This window comes from Pseudomonas sp. GW821-FHT01C01 (assembly GCF_059422645.1).
Genome location: NZ_JBWKXF010000001.1, coordinates 152,480 through 169,698 on the forward strand (window position 1 = coordinate 152,480; position 17,219 = coordinate 169,698).

14 protein-coding genes are annotated in these 17,219 nt (G+C 58.8%); 6 read left to right on the forward strand and 8 right to left on the reverse strand.

Annotation, left to right across the window (positions count from 1 at the left end):
- The first annotated feature begins 239 nt into the window (after positions 1–239).
- From AC07XF_RS00570 to AC07XF_RS00590, 5 genes are all read left to right on the forward strand, one after another.
- On the forward strand, positions 240–812 hold the full coding sequence (locus AC07XF_RS00570) for a VOC family protein (RefSeq protein ID WP_495024961.1): 573 nt from the start codon (positions 240–242) through the stop codon (positions 810–812).
- Between the two features lie 28 nt (positions 813–840).
- Positions 841–1,674, forward strand: coding sequence for a sugar phosphate isomerase/epimerase family protein (locus AC07XF_RS00575; protein ID WP_495024962.1), 834 nt, complete (start codon positions 841–843; stop codon positions 1,672–1,674).
- Between the two features lie 33 nt (positions 1,675–1,707).
- Entirely contained in the window at positions 1,708–2,115 is a 408-nt protein-coding gene (locus tag AC07XF_RS00580; protein WP_495024963.1) for a nuclear transport factor 2 family protein, read from the forward strand.
- A 97-nt stretch (positions 2,116–2,212) separates the two neighbouring features.
- Positions 2,213–3,280, forward strand: coding sequence for an amidohydrolase family protein (locus tag AC07XF_RS00585; protein WP_495024964.1), 1,068 nt, complete (start codon positions 2,213–2,215; stop codon positions 3,278–3,280).
- Positions 3,277–4,851 (forward strand): hypothetical protein, encoded by a 1,575-nt coding sequence (locus AC07XF_RS00590; protein WP_495024965.1) that lies wholly within the window; start codon positions 3,277–3,279, stop codon positions 4,849–4,851. Before AC07XF_RS00585 ends, AC07XF_RS00590 begins: the two co-directional genes overlap by 4 nt.
- Positions 4,852–5,776: 925 nt before the next feature.
- Here AC07XF_RS00590 and AC07XF_RS00595 read toward each other — a convergent pair.
- Genes AC07XF_RS00595 through AC07XF_RS00610 form a run of 4 tightly spaced genes read right to left on the reverse strand, consistent with a single transcriptional unit; the run spans position 5,777 to position 12,271 of the window.
- Positions 5,777–6,475, reverse strand: coding sequence for a pentapeptide repeat-containing protein (locus AC07XF_RS00595; protein ID WP_495024966.1), 699 nt, complete (start codon positions 6,473–6,475; stop codon positions 5,777–5,779).
- 37 nt (positions 6,476–6,512) lie between these two features.
- Complete coding sequence (locus AC07XF_RS00600; protein ID WP_495024967.1) at positions 6,513–7,952, reverse strand: efflux transporter outer membrane subunit; 1,440 nt, start codon at positions 7,950–7,952, stop codon at positions 6,513–6,515.
- Between the two features lie 5 nt (positions 7,953–7,957).
- On the reverse strand, positions 7,958–11,092 hold the full coding sequence (locus tag AC07XF_RS00605) for a multidrug efflux RND transporter permease subunit (protein ID WP_495024968.1): 3,135 nt from the start codon (positions 11,090–11,092) through the stop codon (positions 7,958–7,960).
- A gap of 24 nt (positions 11,093–11,116) precedes the next feature.
- Positions 11,117–12,271, reverse strand: coding sequence for an efflux RND transporter periplasmic adaptor subunit (locus AC07XF_RS00610; RefSeq protein WP_495024969.1), 1,155 nt, complete (start codon positions 12,269–12,271; stop codon positions 11,117–11,119).
- 178 nt (positions 12,272–12,449) lie between these two features.
- Here AC07XF_RS00610 and AC07XF_RS00615 point away from each other — a divergent pair, with 178 nt between their 5' ends.
- Positions 12,450–13,004, forward strand: coding sequence for a TetR/AcrR family transcriptional regulator (locus tag AC07XF_RS00615; RefSeq protein WP_495024970.1), 555 nt, complete (start codon positions 12,450–12,452; stop codon positions 13,002–13,004).
- Between the two features lie 167 nt (positions 13,005–13,171).
- Here AC07XF_RS00615 and AC07XF_RS00620 read toward each other — a convergent pair whose 3' ends face one another.
- The 4 genes from AC07XF_RS00620 to AC07XF_RS00635 all read right to left on the reverse strand — a co-directional run bounded on the left by AC07XF_RS00620 (position 13,172) and on the right by AC07XF_RS00635 (position 17,202).
- Positions 13,172–14,194 (reverse strand): transketolase family protein, encoded by a 1,023-nt coding sequence (locus AC07XF_RS00620; protein ID WP_495024971.1) that lies wholly within the window; start codon positions 14,192–14,194, stop codon positions 13,172–13,174.
- The gene (locus AC07XF_RS00625; protein ID WP_495024972.1) at positions 14,191–15,039 is read right to left on the reverse strand and encodes a transketolase; all 849 of its coding nucleotides are present in this window, start codon (positions 15,037–15,039) and stop codon (positions 14,191–14,193) included. Before AC07XF_RS00625 ends, AC07XF_RS00620 begins: the two co-directional genes overlap by 4 nt.
- Positions 15,040–15,057: 18 nt before the next feature.
- Positions 15,058–16,356: an MFS transporter gene (locus tag AC07XF_RS00630; RefSeq protein ID WP_495024973.1), complete on the reverse strand. Its 1,299-nt coding sequence runs from the start codon at positions 16,354–16,356 to the stop codon at positions 15,058–15,060.
- A gap of 96 nt (positions 16,357–16,452) precedes the next feature.
- Positions 16,453–17,202 carry an SDR family NAD(P)-dependent oxidoreductase gene (locus AC07XF_RS00635; RefSeq protein ID WP_495024974.1) on the reverse strand — a complete coding sequence of 250 codons (750 nt, stop codon included), beginning with the start codon at positions 17,200–17,202 and terminating at the stop codon, positions 16,453–16,455.
- Positions 17,203–17,219 lie beyond the last annotated feature (17 nt).

The window sequence follows — 17,219 nt, forward strand, 5'->3', positions numbered from 1 at the left end:
CGCGCGCTCTCGCAGGTCCCGCGGCGGCAAGTCAATGCTGACGTCAGGCTACCGACGAAGAAGTGCGTAGCAACGGATGCGTCGCATGGCGAAGCTTGGGCCTGAACCCGCAATCATATTGTTCTGGCGCTGTCATTTGGCGCTGGACCTGATGCCCGGGGGGTAGATGATGGCTAAGCTGGCGGCGACCTAAGAAAAAGGTTTACCGCGCGCCGTGTGTGGGAACTAAGGAGTTGAAAATGGTTAATCCTTTCGCGATTACGCAAGGCCTACCTGCAGGGTTAGGCACGATAGAGCAGATTTGCTTCATCACCACGGACATCCCCGCAAGCGTGGATTTCTGGGTGCGGACGTTCGGCGCCGGGCCATTTTTTCATATGGAACATGTCGATCTGCTCGACGTGAAATATCGCGGTGCATCGACAGTGATTGATCAGTCGATCGCGCTGGGCTACTGGCAGGGGCTTCAGATCGAGTTCATTCACCAGCACAACGATGCCGAGTCGATCTTCACGGATTGGACGAATGGCAAGCGGGCCGGGCTGCACCATGCGCTGGTACGTTCGCCTGACGTGGAGGCCACGCGCCGTGATCTTGCAAAGGTCGGCATCACTGCCGCTCAGGAAGCGCGCATCGGCCTTGGGGGCGAATATATCTTCTTCGATATGAAGAGCCCCGATATTCCGTATTTGGAAGTTGTTCGCCTCGATCCCGTGTTCACCCCCTTGTTCGATTACATGAAGCGTGCCGCAGCCGATTGGGATGGCAGCAATCAGCTTCGTCAGGTTCCCGACCAGTCCGAGTGGCAGTAAAGCCGCCGAACAAGACAGGAGAAAAACTATGCGACCTCTGGCACTGCATCAACTGACGGCTCTGGACGTGACCCCTCTTGAACTCGTGGGGCTGGCTGCGGCGAATAATTGCCAACGCATCGTGACGTGGGTGTACGACCCCGTCGATCCCTTCCCTGGTAAGGGATGGCCTCAGTTCCATTTTCCATCGATCACGCCGTCAACCAAGGCTGAAATGAAGCGAAGCCTCGCCGACAATGGCATCGAATTGGCGAATATCGAGATGTTCCCTATCGCGCAGGGCATCAACGTGGAGGATTACAGGCCTTATCTGGAGATGGGCGCGGAACTGAACGCTGCGCGTGCGGTGGTGCATATCCATGACCTTGATGAGAACAGAGCGATCGACAGCCTGCGCGCATTCTGCGAGATGGCAGCCGAGTACAACATCGGTGCCGGTATTGAGTTCATGGGCCTGATCGGAGCCTGCAATACACTTGAACGCGGCTTGTTCTTTGCCAAAGCGGTCGATATGCCCAATGTCGGCGTAGCGCTTGATTTCCTCCATCTCATCCGGACCGGCGCGTCGATTGAGGATGTGCGCAAAATACCGGCCCAATACATCAGCTATGCGCAAATCTGCGACGGTTCCACGCTGGGCTCCATGGATGACTATCTGGCAGAGGGCCTCAACCGTCTTGTCCCCGGAGAGGGTGTGTGGCCGCTAAAGGAGCTGGTGGGGGCGATCCCGCTTGCGACTGCGATAGACATCGAGGTTCCCCTAACGGCTCTCAAGGACCAGGGGATGTCGGCTGCTGACCGGGTGGCGAAGGCCGCCAGTGCGGCGCGTGCAGTCCTCGATAATGCAACATACGAGCGCTGATTCATTCGAGCCAAACACTATACGGAGAGAGATATGGCGAGTAACGAACTCGATCTTGTAGCACGCTTCCAGGCCGCTATGGCAACGGGAGACTTCGATGCCGTTGTGCAGTTAGTCCATCCGGAGTTCGAGGTGGTCCAGTCGCGGGCGCTTCCCTATGGTGGCAGCTATCGCGGGCGCGAGGGCTTTCTCCAGTTCCTCGGCATTTTCTTCTCTACATGGAAAATGGAAAAGTTTGAGGCGGTGGGTCGCTATAACGCGGCTGTGAACGCCCCGTCTTTTTATGACGTAGTCATTCAGTTTCATCTCGTCGGATCGGCGGTCGAGACAGGCGAGCCGATCGATACGACGCTGCTAGAACAGTGGACGTTCAAGGATGGCTTGCTCTACTACTCCAAGCCGCACTGGTTCGTGCCGCCGCGTGGCGTCGCCCAAGCATAACGAGGCTCCGAGCAGACCTGCACGGGGCGCGCGAGGAATTGATAAATCACAGATCGAACCGAAGTGTAATCGAAACGGATCCGGAGGCATTTATACCATGACGGAAATGAACGATAAAAATCGGGGTGAGCCAATTCTGACTCCCGATCTCCCCATCATTGATGCTCACCACCATCTATGGGCCACACCTCCGGCTCCTTTTTTTCCTTCCTATGATGAGGACGACGTTCTCGCGGACAAGACCGGCTCTGGTCACAATGTGGTAGCGACGATTTATGTCGAAGCGCAATCCCACTATCGTACCGAAGGCCCTGAGCATTTGCGTCTTGTGGGAGAGACCGAATATATCGAGAAGTTCGGGCGCTCCGCCGATGCGCTTGGCGGCAAGGCAGCCGGGGCTTGCTCTGGCATAGTCGCGAAGGCGGACCTGCTAATGGGCTCGGCAGTGGCCGAAATATTGGCGGCTCACCGCGCTGCCGCCCCTGATCGCTTGGTCGGCATTAGACATCGCGTCAGCTATGACCCGGACGTGCCGCAACATAGCGGTTCTCCCTCCGGCGAAGCGATGCTCCCCGCTTTCAGGGAGGGTTTCGCGGAACTTGGCAAGGCTGGCCTATGTTTCGAGGCGGCGTTCTTCCAGTCACAGCTTGGCGAATTGTTCGATCTCGCCAGCGCATTTCCCGATTCGCGCATCGTCATCAATCATGCTGGCTACCCTATCGGGGTCGGGCGCTACGCAATGGCGCGCGACGAAGGTTTTCGGGATTGGCGGGAAAAAATGCGGACTCTCGCGCAGCTGGACAATGTCTTCGTCAAGATCGGCGGGCTGAACATGGAGTTCACCGGGCTGGCCGCACCCGATGTCATGCTTCCATGTACGTCCGATCAGGTTGCAGAGCTTCAGCGTGACCATGTGCTGACGACGATAGACCTCTTCGGCCCTGAACGATGCATGTTTGAAAGCAATTTCCCCGTCGATTTGCCGCGAATACCCTATTCGGTACTTTGGAACAGCTTCAAGAAGATCGTGCAGGATTTCAGCCTGGAGGATCGCGAACGCCTCTTTGCGGGCACGGCGTGCGCCGTGTATGGGCTACGTCTGCCCTATGCGCTCGGTTTTGCGCAAGAGTTGTGTCCAACACCGCATTCAATAGGCCGCCAATGAACTCTATCGCCCCCCAAACCCCTGTCATCATCGGTGTCGCGCAAAAAACGGTTCATCGCGGCCAGCAACCTGGACCCGAGCCGCTTGCGGCATGGGAAGAAGTAGCGCGTTCGGCCGCGCGCGACAGCGGCGTGAGCGACGACGCGCTGGCACAAATCGATGCCTTGTACATCACCGACTGCATGACTTGGCGTTATGACGATCCCGTCGCCCGATTGGCTGAACGGCTGGGCGCCGACCCGAAGGTCAGACTGCTGGGCCCGCCGAGTGGAACATCTCCCCAGTCATTGGCCAACAATGCCTTTGATGCGATCCGCCAGAGGCAGGCGTCGCTGGCTCTGGTATGCGGGGGCGAGGCGCTCGCGACGATGCGGCACTATCACAAGCAGGGAACCATACCGCCCTGGAGTCACGCGCATGCCGACGGCCCGGGACACTGGTTCGATATCGATAAGCATCAACATCCCGGCGAGGCGGCCATTGGGCTGACTGAGGGCATAGGCGCTGTCTATGGGTTCGCGATGCGTGATATTGCCCGTCGTGCGCATCTTGGCATCGCCCCCGACGTCTATCGCCAGCAACTTGGGCAGACACTCTGCGCCATGACATCCGTAGCAGCGCGCAACCCCCATGCCTGGTTCGGTGAGCAGCGCTCCACCGATTTCCTCGTCACGCCACGTCCGGACAATCGCCTCATCGCCTATCCATACACGAAGCATATGGTGGCGATCATGGATGTCGATATCTGCGCTGGATTGCTGATCGCAAGCGAAGAATGGGCGGACGCGAACGGTGTTCCACGCGAACAGCGCGTCTATCCTTGGACATCCTGCTATGCCGAGGATCCGGTGTATATCGCCGTGCGCCCTGAATTGTGGAAGTCACCCGCCATGGAAGCCGCGAGCCGAGCGGTACTCCACAGCGCGGGCCTGACGATGAACGACATCGACCATGTGGATCTCTATAGCTGCTTTGCCGCGGCGGTGAATTTCGGGCGTGACGCGCTTGGCGTGCCGGATCGTCCCGGTGAGGCTGTCACCGTAACCGGCGGCCTGCCCTATGCAGGCGGACCTGGAAGTAGTTTCGTCCTCACGTCCATTGGCCGGATGGCGGGAATGTTGCGCGCCAATCCGGGCACGAAGGGCCTTGTCAGCGGGCTGGGTATGATGATGTCCAACCATGTCTATTCCATCTATTCGACGACCCCGCCCGGCCCCGATGTGCGCCAGCCTGATCAGCCAGCCGTGCAGGCAGCACTGGACGCCATCCCGCAGTTCCAGATCGACGACGACTATGTCGGGCCCGCCAAAATCGCAACCTATACGGTCATGTACGATCGCGAGGGCGTGCCAAGTCATGGCGCGGCAATTTGCGACCTGCCAACGGGCGACCGATCCTATGCTCGGATCGTTGATCCCGAACTGCTGCTGGAGGCCGAGCGCACCGAGCTGGTCGGAAGGAGGGTTGAAATTGCGCCCGGCCTGGCGGTCGGGACCATCGTTGCCTTCGCCCCCGTTGATTACTCCGCGGTCGCCAGCCTGCCCTCCATTTTCGGTATTCCAAGCGGTTGATAGATATCAGTAAGGGGCAGTCGACTCTCGAAACCAATGATCCACACTCATTCTGAAATCGAGGTGCTCAAGGTCGTTTCACAAGAGAAAATGAGCCATGTAACATTTAAGAGATAGGTGAGCGGTTGCAAAGGGTAGCGGTGAAATAAAAAATTGGACTATTTGGTAGGCAGAGAAATGAGAATAAAAACAATGCTAATCTCATTCGCGGTTTTTTCACTTGTTGTGCTGCTGTGCGTGTTTAGGGTAAGCGAAACGAGCCAGGTTAAATATGTGAGTATTCCACCTAGTTGCCAGCAATTAAACTATGGATGCTCGCTACCCTCCGACTTTAGAGGTTGGCCTCAGCTTCGCTGAGTGCCTGTACTGATGCATTGATTGACAATTGGATCGGTGCAGAACCAAAAAGTAGACATCTGCTGTTAACGCGGTTGCCGGATAAAATGTTAGGCGATCAGGCGTCGTTGGCAGGGATTGGCGAGTTCACGGCCATGGCGATCGCGCCGGAAAAAATTTCACCAAAAAAATCGAGATATCACCGATACCGGTTACATATCGAATTGAAGTCTTTGGCGGGCTCCTTGAGACCGCCTACTCACGAATATAACGCGCAAGCGCTTTTCAATGTAGCGAAAGAGCTGATGAGAGGGGTTTCGCAAAAGGCAATATGGCAATATGGCAATATGGCAATAGAGTTATCTATCGAGGCGACCAGGATTTGTGTTTCATGTTCTATCAAGTTGCACCAACATAATGCGGCGTCAATTGGGTGATAAAATATTTTCGCGTTAGGGCTGCAGCTTCTGTGCGCATACATGCTAAGTGATCTCCTTTTTTCTATGTACTCTATTTATTAGCGTTCTGTATGGGGTTTTTAGAATTCAGTGTTCGCTTAAGACTTGGTAGATTTGTTGATTGAAGAGCTCTACATCACCGTTAGTCCTAGCCCTGATAGAAGCATCGAAGCCTGGCTCTTGGAAATAATGGCGCCCTTGAACATCTTCGCATCGACAAGACGTAATCCATCTAAACTCGCCTCCCGTAAATCCGCCTGGTCGAATCGAGCGTTATTGACCCGAGCCAGCGACAAGCTCCCGCCCTCAAGAAAGACGGCATGACGAAAGTCGCAGTAACTCAGGTCCGCGTCGGCAAAATCGAGGCCACGCAGCTGCGATTTGTAGAATGAGATACCGGACAGGCTGGCGCTGCGCAGCACAGAGTCGGAGAAATTCAAGCCCAGGGTAGAGGCGTCAATGAAATTGGCCCCCGTCAGCTTGCAACCATCAAAGGAGGCGTGAGCCAGCTTGCTGTGCTGCCACTGTGTATTGTTCAGATCGGAACCGATGAACCTGGCGTCTACCAGGGTTGCCGAGCGAAACTTCGCTTGTGCAGCCCGGCAATTCAGCCACTCGGTGTTATCGAGTTTAGCGGCGGTGAGGTTGCTGCCGGCGAAGAGACAGCGTTCGAAGCGTGCGCCTTGCAGGTTTACCCGTGAAAGCTCCTGCCCACTGAAGTCGACACTGGCGAACCAGAGGGGCAGCGGCTGCCCCTGGATCAACTCCGCTAGAGAAGTTACGTCGAGTTCGTCGGGACCGATCTTCAGATAATCACGTTCAGTATTCATTGACCCTCCTGGGGTGGTCGAAGAAAAGTCGCTTTGCTCAGTTATTGCGATACTCGACTGCATCGGTGCGCCAGCCACCACCCAGACTTTTAAACAGATTGGTCAGCGCGATCTGACGCTCGGTGCTGACTTGAATCAGCGTCGATTGATCGCTGAAGGCACTGCGTTGGGCATCCAGATAGCGCAGATGGGTATCCACTCCGCCTTCGTAACGCTCTTTGGCCAGTTTCAGCGCTTCTTGACTGGAGTCGGCCAAGGCCCGGCGGGCGAGTTCCTCACGGCGCAGCGTATCGGTGGCAGCGAGGCTATCGGCGACCTCGCGGAAGGCGTTCTGGATAGTGCCTTCGTAGTCGGCTACTGCCGAATCCTTGCGCACCTTGGCCAGGTCCAGGCCGGCGCGGTTACGCCCGCCGGCGAAGATCGGCAACGACAGGCTCGGGGCGAATGTCCAGGCGTTCGAGCCGCCGTCGAACAAACCGGACAGCTCCTTGCTGGAGCTTCCGAAGGAACCGGTCAGTGACAGGCGCGGGAAGAAGGCCGCCCTGGCGGCGCCGATATCGGCATTGCGCGCCTTGAGTCGGTGTTCGCTGGCCAGAATATCCGGACGCCGTTCGATCAGTGTCGACGAGGTGCCGGGTTCAATGTCCTGCACCAGCAACAGCTCATCCTGCGTTCTGGCGGGAAGGTAACTCGCTGCATCCTGGGTCCCGATCAGCAGTTGTAGGGCATGGCCGGCCTGACGCAGCTCTCGATCGGTGCTTTCCAGGTCGGCCCGGGCCTGTTCGGTCAGCCCCAGGGCCTCTTGAAAATCCAGTGCCGTGGCGGTGCCGGCCTTGCGTCGCTGGGTTATCAGTTCCAGCGAGGCCATGCGCGTCTCAAGTGTCTGTCGGGTAAGCGCCAGGCGCCGTTGTGCGCCGTCACGGGTCAAGTAGGCCTGGGTGATTTCGGCCACCAGGGCGATTTGCGTGCCGCGTGTCGCTTCTGCGGTCGCCAGGTATTGTTCCAGTGCTGCGTCGGACAGATTGCGCACTCGGCCGAACAGATCGATTTCGAACTCACTGAGCCCAAGTCCAACCTGATAAGTGCTGTTGACCGGCGGGTTGCTTGTGGTTGAAAGGTCACCGGGCAGGCGCTGGCGATTGCCGGTAGCGGTGGCGTTGAGCGACGGTACTCGGTCGGCGCGCTGGATCCGGTATTGGGCGCGCGCTGCGTCGATGTCCAGCAGCGCCTGACGCAGACTGCGATTATTCTCCAGGGCGGCTGCCACTGCCCGGCGCAGTTGCGGGTCGACGATGAAGGCTTGCCAGTTCAGGGTGTCGGCATCGACGGCGGTGCTTCCAGGTGTTGGCGCTGACGCGTCGCTCCATTGCACCGCCACCGGCGAATCGGGCCGTTGGTAGTCGGGGGCCAGCGAGCAGCCCCCCAGTACGATACTCAGTGTCGCTACGGTGGACCAGCGCAGGTTACTCGAGTGCATAGGGGTTACTCCGTGGTCCGGGTTTCGCCAGAGGCTGATGGTTGAGGTTTGCGTTGCAGCCAGGACAACACGGAGACGAAGAACACCGGCACGAAAATCACCCCCAGCAAGGTGGCGCTGAGCATGCCGCCAATCACCCCGGTGCCAATGGCGCGCTGGCTGGCAGCGCCGGCTCCTGTAGCGAGAGTGAGCGGGACGACGCCAAGGATAAAAGCCATCGAAGTCATCACAATGGGTCGAAAGCGCAAGCGCGCAGCCTGTATCGCCGCCTCGCGCACGGGGACGCCTTGTTCCCATACCTCCTTGGCAAACTCAACAATCAGGATCGCGTTTTTCGCCGCCAGGCCGATGATGGTGATCAGGCCGACCTTGAAGTAGACGTCGTTGGGCATGCCGACGGCGGTCACGGCCAGCACGGCGCCAAAGGCACCGACAGGCACGATCAGCATGACTGTCAACGGGATGGCCCAACTCTCATAGAGCGCCACCAGCAACAGAAACACCACCAGGAAGGCCAGGGCGAAGACCATCAAGGCCTGGCCGCTGGCGACCTTCTCCTGATAGGACAGACCCGTCCATTCGTAACCTATGCCTGGCGGCAGTTCGGCGGCCAGGCGTTCCAGCTCGGCCATGGCCTCGCCGGTGCTGACGCCGGGCGCCGCATCCCCGGCGATCTTGATGGCCGGGTAGCCGTTGTAGCGGGCGATCTGTACCGCGCCGTCCTCCCAGCGGGTAGAAACAAACGCGCTCAGCGGCACCAAGGCATTGCTGTCGTTGGGGACATACAGCTTGAGCACGCTTTCGGGTGTCATGCGGGCGGCCTGTTCGGCTTGCACCACCACGCGTTGCAGGCGGCCGGCATTCGCGAAGTCATTGATCACCGTGGAGCCGAACGCCGTTGACAGAGCGTTGTTGATCGAATCGAAACTCACCCCTAGCGCTCGGGCCTTCTCCCGATCGATATCCAGGCGCAACTGCGGTGCTTCAGCCAGGCCTTCCATAATCGTGTAGAGAATCTTCGGATTGCCGTTGGCCTTGCCCAGCAACTGGTCTCGGGCTGCCAGCAGGGCTTCCCGGCCAAGCCCGGCACGGTCCTGCAGGCGCAGGGCGAAGCCGCCGGAAGTGCCCATGCCCTCAATCGGTGGAGGGCTCACAGCCATGACGGCGCCGTCATTCAGGCTGGAAAACTGCTGGTTGAAGGCTGCCGCCTCATCCGTCGCCGACTGACCCTTGCCGCGTTCCGACCAATCTTTCAACGTCGGAAAGGCGAGGCCGGCGTTTTCGCCCTGGCCGGAAAAACTGAAACCCAACAACATGGTCATCGAGGCTGTGGTGTCCCGGGACATCATGTAGCGTTCCAGCTCTCGGGCCGTCTGGTCAGTGCGGTTACGGGTGGCTCCAGGAGGGAGCTGGACATCGATAATCAGGTAGCCCTGGTCCTCCACCGGGACGAAAGACTCGGGCAGGCGCAGGTAGAAAAAGCCCAACAGAGCGACGATGCCGGCATAGATCAGCATGTAGCGCCCGGTGCGTTTGACCAGTTGGGTATTGAGGCGCTCATAGCGTTGTGTAAGGCGGTTGAAGCCCCGGTTGAACGCGCCGAAGAAACCGCGCTTTTCGTGATGCCCGGCCGGGACGGGTTTGAGCAGGGTGGCGCACAGCGCCGGGGTGAAGGTGAGGGCCAGAAAACCGGAAAACAGAATGGACACCGCCAGGGACAAGGAAAACTGCTGATAGATCACGCCCACCGACCCGGACATAAAGGCCAGCGGCAAGAACACCGCCGACAGGACCAGGGTGATGCCGATGATTGCCCCCGACACCTGGCCCATCGCCTTGACCGTCGCCGCAGCGGGGCTGAGTCCTTCCTCGGCCATGATCCGCTCGACGTTCTCCACCACCACGATGGCGTCGTCCACCAGGATGCCGATGGCCAGCACCATGCCGAACATGGTCATCATGTTCACCGAGAAACCCAGCAAGTACATGAAGGTCAGGGTGCCCAGCAGGCAGACCGGCACCACGATGCCAGGGATCAACGTGTAGCGGATGTTCTGCAGAAACAGGAACATCACCAGGAACACCAGGACCATGGCTTCGATCAGGGTGTAGATCACTTTGTCGATGGCTACGTCGACAAAGCGCGAGGTGTCGTAGGGAACGGAGAACTCGGCATCGCTGGGCAGATTGACTGAGAGTTCGTTTAGGCGTTGCTTGACTGCCGCCACCGTTGCAATGGCATTGGCGCCGGGGGCAAGTTGCACTGCGGCGGCAACGGCAGGCTTGCCGTTGAGGCGCGACTCGAAGTTGTAGCTTTGACTGCCCACGGCGATCCGCGCCACATCGGCCAGGCGCACCGTCGAACCGTCCTGTTTGGCGCGCAGGACGATCCGACCGAATTCCTCCGGGTTGTCCAGCGTACCCTTGACCGCCAGGGTCGCGGTCAATTCCTGTTGCGACGAGCCGGGAGTGCTGCCGAAACTGCCGGCCGGCACCTGGACGTTCTGCGTGCGGATCGCCGCATTCACATCGTCGATGGACAGCCCATAACCGATCAACTTCTGCGGATCGATCCAGACCCGCATGGCGGCTTCAGCCGCGAAAAACTGCAGCCGACCGACACCTTTGACGCGACTGATTTCATTGTTGACGTTGCGCGCGGCGTAGTCGGCGAGGGCGACGGTGTCCTTGTCTGCGCTGTCGCCTTTATAGCTCAGGGTGTAAATCATCAGAAAGCCGGAGCTGGCTTGCTCGACCTGCAGGCCCAGATCGAGCACGGCCTTGGGCAGGCGAGCCTCGGCTTTCTTGATTCGGTTCTGGACATCGACCTGGGCCAGCGGTGGGCTGGTGCCGGGTTCGAAGGTCACGACGATCTCGCCGGTACCGTTGGAGTTGCTGGTGGACTCGTAATAGAGCAAGCCCTTGGCGCCATTGAGTTCTTCCTCGATGACGCTGGTGACCGAATCCACCAGGACTTTCGCCGAGGCGCCCGGGTAGTTGGCGGTAATGGTGATCTGCGGTGGCGCGACGACCGGGTACTGGGCCACCGGAAGCAAAGGGATGACCAGCAGACCGGCGAGCATGATGAACAACGCGACGACCCAGGCAAAATTCGGGCGTCGGATAAAAAACTGAGACATGTCGTTTCCTTGAGCGCTACGCCCTTACTGGACCTTGGCCTGCTGGGTAGTCAGCGATTTGGCAATGACTTTGTCGCCCGGATTGATGCCGTTCATTGCGCCGGTGACGATCTGGTCACCCACGACCAGTCCCTTGGTGATCTGCCAGCGGGAGCCCTGCATGGCGCCGGTGTTCACCGGTTTGGCTTCGATTGTCTGGTCCTGGCCGATGACCAGCACTCGTGCCTGACCATCGGCAGAGCGCTGCACGGCGCGTTGCGGTATCAGAATGGCGGCCTTGTCCAGGCCTTGTGGCGCACTGACGCGCACGTACATGCCCGGCAGCAGCGCCGTTCCCGGGTTGGCGAAGCGCCCGCGCAGCGAGATCTGGCCGGTGGCGCGGTCCACGGCGACATCGGAGAACAGCAGCTCGCCCTGACTCTGGTGCTCTGAGCCTTCGACGCTCAGGGTCAGCGGGGTTTCAGCATTGCCGGTAAGGCGCCCCTGTTCGATGGCGGCGCGCATACGTAATGCATCGGCCGCGGGTTGGGTGAAGTCGACGTAGATCGGGTCCAGTTGCTGGATGCGCGCCATCATGGTTGCGTCGCCTTGACCGACCAATGCTCCCTCGGTGACCAGGGCTCGGCCGATGCGTCCGGCGATCGGGGCTTTGACCGTGGAGTAGCCGAGGTTCAGCCTGGCTGTCTCGATATCGGCCTGGGCCGAGCGCTTGGCTGCCAGAGCGCTTTGCAGGGCCGCTTTGGCGGTATCGAAGTCCTGCTGGCTGACGGCCTCGATCTTGACCAGCGGTTCATAACGCTTGACGGTCGTCTGAGCCTGGAACAGCGCAGCATCGGTCTTGGCCAGCTCGCCCTGAGCCCGCGAGAGCGCAGCCTTGAACGGCGCCGGGTCGATCTGAAACAGCAGATCGCCGGCTTTAACATCCGCGCCTTCCTCGAAATGCCGAGCCAGCACGATGCCCGCTACCCGTGCGCGCACTTCAGCCACGCGCACCGGCTCTACACGCCCCGGTAGTTGTGCGATCAGGGTCAGTGGTTCGCTGCTGACTGTCATCGCTTCGACTTCACGCGGCCCCCCGGGTCCGCCCCAACCCTGCGGCGGCTTTTCACAACCTGCCAGGCTCAATGCGGCCAATAAAGGGAGTACCGGAACCACTTGCCATCTGCGCGACGTACTCATCTTTCACCTGGGCCACGCCCATTAGCTGCTAAAGATGCGAATGATTGTTTATTTTGTCAAATGAGTCAATATTGACTCATAAGATGCTTTTGTGAGCAATTTCGCCATGGCGCTTGAGAAGATGAGCCATTTCTGCACAATGGCTCGCACGTCATTCTGATAATCGAAGAAACGCCTAATGGATTTATCCGCAGCGAACGAGAAACTGTTGAAGGCCCTGGCCATTGCCATGGTCGATCACCCGGCAGGGACGTTCAAAGACATCGCTGAAGCCGCAGGGGTGAGCAAGGCCACGTTGAATCGCTTCTGTGGCACGCGTAACAACCTCATTGAGATGCTGTTCAATTACGGCTCTATTGTGATCAATCAGGTCATGGATAACGCGAACCTGCAGGAGGCACCGCCTCTTGAGGCCCTCCAGCGCCTTATCGAAAGCCATTTGACCCACCGTGAACTTCTGGCTTTCCTGGCCTTCCACTGGCGGCCTGACTCACTGGATGAATGCGCAAGCGGCAGTCGCTGGCAGCCTTACTTGGACGCGCTAGACGATTTTTTTCTGCGTGGTCAGCACGAAGGGGTGTTTCGCATCGACATCAGTGCCCAGGTGCTGACAGAGATGTTTGCCTCGATCATTTACGGATTTGTCGATGCAGAACGGCGTGGGCGGGTCGCCCGGGTGGGGATGGCGACGCAGGTTATGCAGTTTTTTCTGCAGGGCGCTACCAGCCGTTAATGGCTTGGCCTTGGAACCGACGCTGCGGTGTCGATGCTCGCGGGGCAGGGGACTTGCACGTATTTGAATAGCGACCGCTGTCTCCAGAGGCCGCTATCTGGGTGCAGATTCAGGTTTTCAAACCGTTCGATTGAGTCTGCGGTTGTGGGTGCTGCCGGTGTCTGTGGTCAAAGCCAGGCTTTGATCTGAGCGCTGACAGCCTGAGTCGAAATGCCGTAGCGATCGTGCAGTGTCGGTAATGCACCCGCATCCAGGAATGCATCAGGCAACGCGATTTGTCTGAAGGTCGGTGTCACCCCATTGCGCAGTAACACCCCGGCAACGGCTTCACCCAGTCCGCCGATAATGGAGTGGTTCTCTGCGGTCACCACCAATCGACCGGACTTCCTCGCTTCAGCAAGAATGGTTTGTTCATCCAGGGGCTTGATCGTCGGCACGTGCAACACAGCGACATCAACGCCATCCGCTTGCAGCTCTTTAGCAGCCTCCAGTGCGCGCATGGTCATCAAACCGGTGGAGATGATCAGAACATCGTTACCGGTACGCAGGGTCTTGGCTTTGCCGATCTCGAATTTGTAGCCGTATTCATCCAGCACCAGCGGCACATTTCCGCGTAGCAAGCGCATGTAAACCGGGCCTTGGTGCGCTGCGATGGCGGGCACGGCCTGTTCGATTTCAAGCGCATCGCACGGGTCGACGATCATCAGGTTGGGCATGGCGCGGAAGATCGCTAGGTCATCCGTGGCTTGGTGGCTTGGGCCGTAACCGGTGGTGAGGCCGGGCAAGCCACAGACGATCTTGACGTTGAGGTTCTCTTCAGCAATCGCCATGCAGATGAAGTCATAGGCGCGGCGCGAAGCGAACACGGCGTAGGTTGTGGCAAAGGGTACGAAACCTTCCCGGGCCATACCCGCTGCCGCACTCATCAGCAGTTGCTCAGCCATGCCCATTTGATAGAAGCGATCTGGATGCGCCTTGGCGAAGATGTGGAGGTCGGTGTACTTGGACAAGTCGGCGGACATACCAACGATATCCGGACGCTGATCCGCCAGCGCGGCTAACGCATGTCCAAAAGGCGCGGATTTTGTGGCTTGGCCTTCGGAGGCAATCGAGGCGATCATCGCCGAGGTGGTGAGGCGCTTTTTGGCCGGTTCGCCCGTCGAAGTCGGATTGTTGGCTGCGTTACTCATTGGTTTTTTCCTTCTTCAAGGTTGCTCAGTGCCAGGTCCCATTCGTGTTCTTCCACGCGGATGAAATGCGTCTTTTCGCGGGTTTCCAGAAACGGCACACCCTTGCCCATGCGGGTATCGCAGATGATGACCCGTGGCTGGGTTCCGGGATGGTTGCGCGCGGCGTCAAACGCTGCGACCAATGCATCAAGATCATTGCCGTCGACCCGCTGGGTGAACCAGCCAAACGCCTGCCAGCGATCGACGATCGGCTCGAACGACAGGATTTCACTTGAATAGCCATCGGCTTGCTGGTTGTTGACGTCGACAATCGCGATCAAGTTGTCGAGTTTCCAATGCGACGCCGACATCACGGCTTCCCAGGTCGAGCCTTCATTCAGCTCGCCGTCCGACAACAGGTTGTAGACGAAGGAGGGTGAGCCTTTGCGTTTGAGGCCCAGGCAGGCGCCTACCGCGATCCCCAAACCCTGGCCCAGTGAGCCCCCCGTGATCTCCATCCCCGGGGTGTAGGTGGCCATGCCCGACATGGGCAGGCGGCTGTCATCCGATCCGTAGGTTTCCAGTTCTTCCAGCGGAATAATTTCGGCTTCGATCAACGCCGCATACAGTGCAATCGCGTAGTGACCGATCGAGAGATAGAAGCGATCACGCTCCTCCCATTCCGGGTCTTCTGGTCGATAGCTCAGAGCATGGAAATAGGACACCGCCAGCAAGTCGGCAGCGCCGAGGGCCTGGCCGACATAGCCTTGTCCCTGAACCTGCCCCATGCGCAATGCGTGGCGGCGGATGTTGTGGGCACGTTGCGCCAGAGTCGTGGATGTCGCGAATGCAGGATTAGCAGTCATGGTGAAAACTCCAATAGATCAACGATTGACCAAGGCGGCGGGGATGCGCAGCACCAGCGTGGCGCCGAACAGCAGTACGCCGGTGATCAGGTACATGCCGATGGCACTGGAGCCGGTCTGTGTGGTGATCCAGCCGATCAGGTAAGGCGAGCAGAACCCGGCGAGGTTGGCGAAGCTATTGACGGCCGCGATGCCGGCTGCGGCAGATACCCCACCGAGCAACGTGGTAGGCAGCATCCAGAACATCGAGGTTGCAGACAGAATTCCGGAAGCGGCCAGGCAAAGACTGAGAATGGAAAGCGTCACGTTTCCGCCCATCAGAGCCGCCAGGCTCAGGCCGATAGCCCCCGCGATCATTGGGACGATCAGGTGCCAGCGACGCTCGCGATGTTTGTCGCCGCTGCGTCCGGCATACAGCATGGCCACAATTGCACAGAGGTAGGGCAGGCTGGTCAGCACGCCGATTTTCATCGGGTCGGACACTCCTGCGTTTCGCACCAGGGTCGGCAGCCAAAAGGTAATTGCGTACTGTCCCATCACGACACAGAAGTAGATGGCGGCCAGTAACCAGAGACGACGGTCGCGGATGAATTCGCCCACAGACGCATGTGTGACTTTTTTCTGGTCATCCTCGGCCAATTCGCGAGTGATAAGCGCTTTTTCTTCATCGTGGAGCCAGTTGGCTTGATGCACGCCATCCTTGAGATAGCTCAACACCAACAGTCCAACCAAGACGGTGGGGATGGCCTCCAGCACGAACATCCATTGCCATCCGGCCCAGCCATGCATACCTGCGAAGTGGGTCATAATCCAGCCCGAGAGGGGGCCACCGACCATTCCAGATAGCGGAATCGCGATAAACCACAACACGGTCATGCGGGCACGGCGATAGGACGGAAACCAGTAGGTCAGGTACAGCAACAGTCCAGGCGCCAAGCCCGCTTCGGCAATGCCCAGCAGAAAGCGCAGCGCATAGAATTGCCAAGCGGTTTCGACGAAGGCGAACAGGGCAGAAACAATGCCCCAGGTGATCATGATGCGAGCGATCCAGACCCGCGCACCGACCTTGTGGAGAATGATGTTGCTAGGGACTTCGCAGAGGAAGTAACCGATGAAGAACATGCCCGCGCCCAGTCCATAGACCGTTTCGCTGAGCGCCAGATCGTTCATCATTTGCAGCTTGGCAAAGCCGACGTTGACCCGATCAAGGTAAGCACACAGGTAGCACAGCATCAGGAAAGGCATCAGACGCCACGCGGTTTTACGGTAGGCGTTGGAGCGCACGGTCGAAACCGCTTCAAGCGACAGGGTTGTCATGATGGTCCGATCTCTTGTTTTTATTGATCGCCAGGCCTAAGGCCCGGCTGCATCGTCGATCCAGAACCGCACGGGCCGCAGGCCCGCCAGGTGTCGTCAGTGAATAAGCATGCCGCCGTTCACATCCAGCGTGATACCGGTCAGGTAGGAGGACAGGTCACTGGCCAGGAACAGTGCCGCGTTCGCCACATCCTGGGCTTCACCCAGGCGTCCCAACGGGATGCCATCGATGATCGCGTGTCGGCGCTCGTCCTGCATCAGGCCACCAGTAATGTCAGTGTGAATCAAGCCAGGGGCAATTGAGTTGACGCGTACCTTGTCCGGCCCCAGTTCCCGTGCCATGGCTTTGGCCAGACCCAACACGCCCGCTTTGGCGGCACTGTAATGAGGGCCACCGAAAATGCCGCCGCCACGCTGAGCAGAAACGGACGACATGCACACGATGCTGCCGGAGGACTGTTTACGCATGGTTGGAATCACTGCCTGCGACATGAGCAGAGTGCCGCGCAGACTGACGTCCAGCACTTTGTCGTAATCGGAGGGGCGGATGTCCAGGGTCTTGAGCGGTTGGGTGATGCCGGCATTGTTGACGAGAATGTCGATGCGGCCGAAATGCTCGATGATTTTGGCGACTGCTTGCTGAACCTGCGATTCGTCAGCGACGTTGGCTGCGAGACCAAGATGACCTTCGCCGAGGGAGGCAGCGGCATCACGTGCAGCGGATTCATCTAGATCGAGTATCACGACGCGAGCGCCTTGTTGCGCGAAAGTGATCGCTGTTGCCCGGCCAATGCCACGTGCTGAAGCTGCACCGGTGATGATCGCGACCTTGCCTTGAAGAAGCATGGAGGGTACCTCTGATT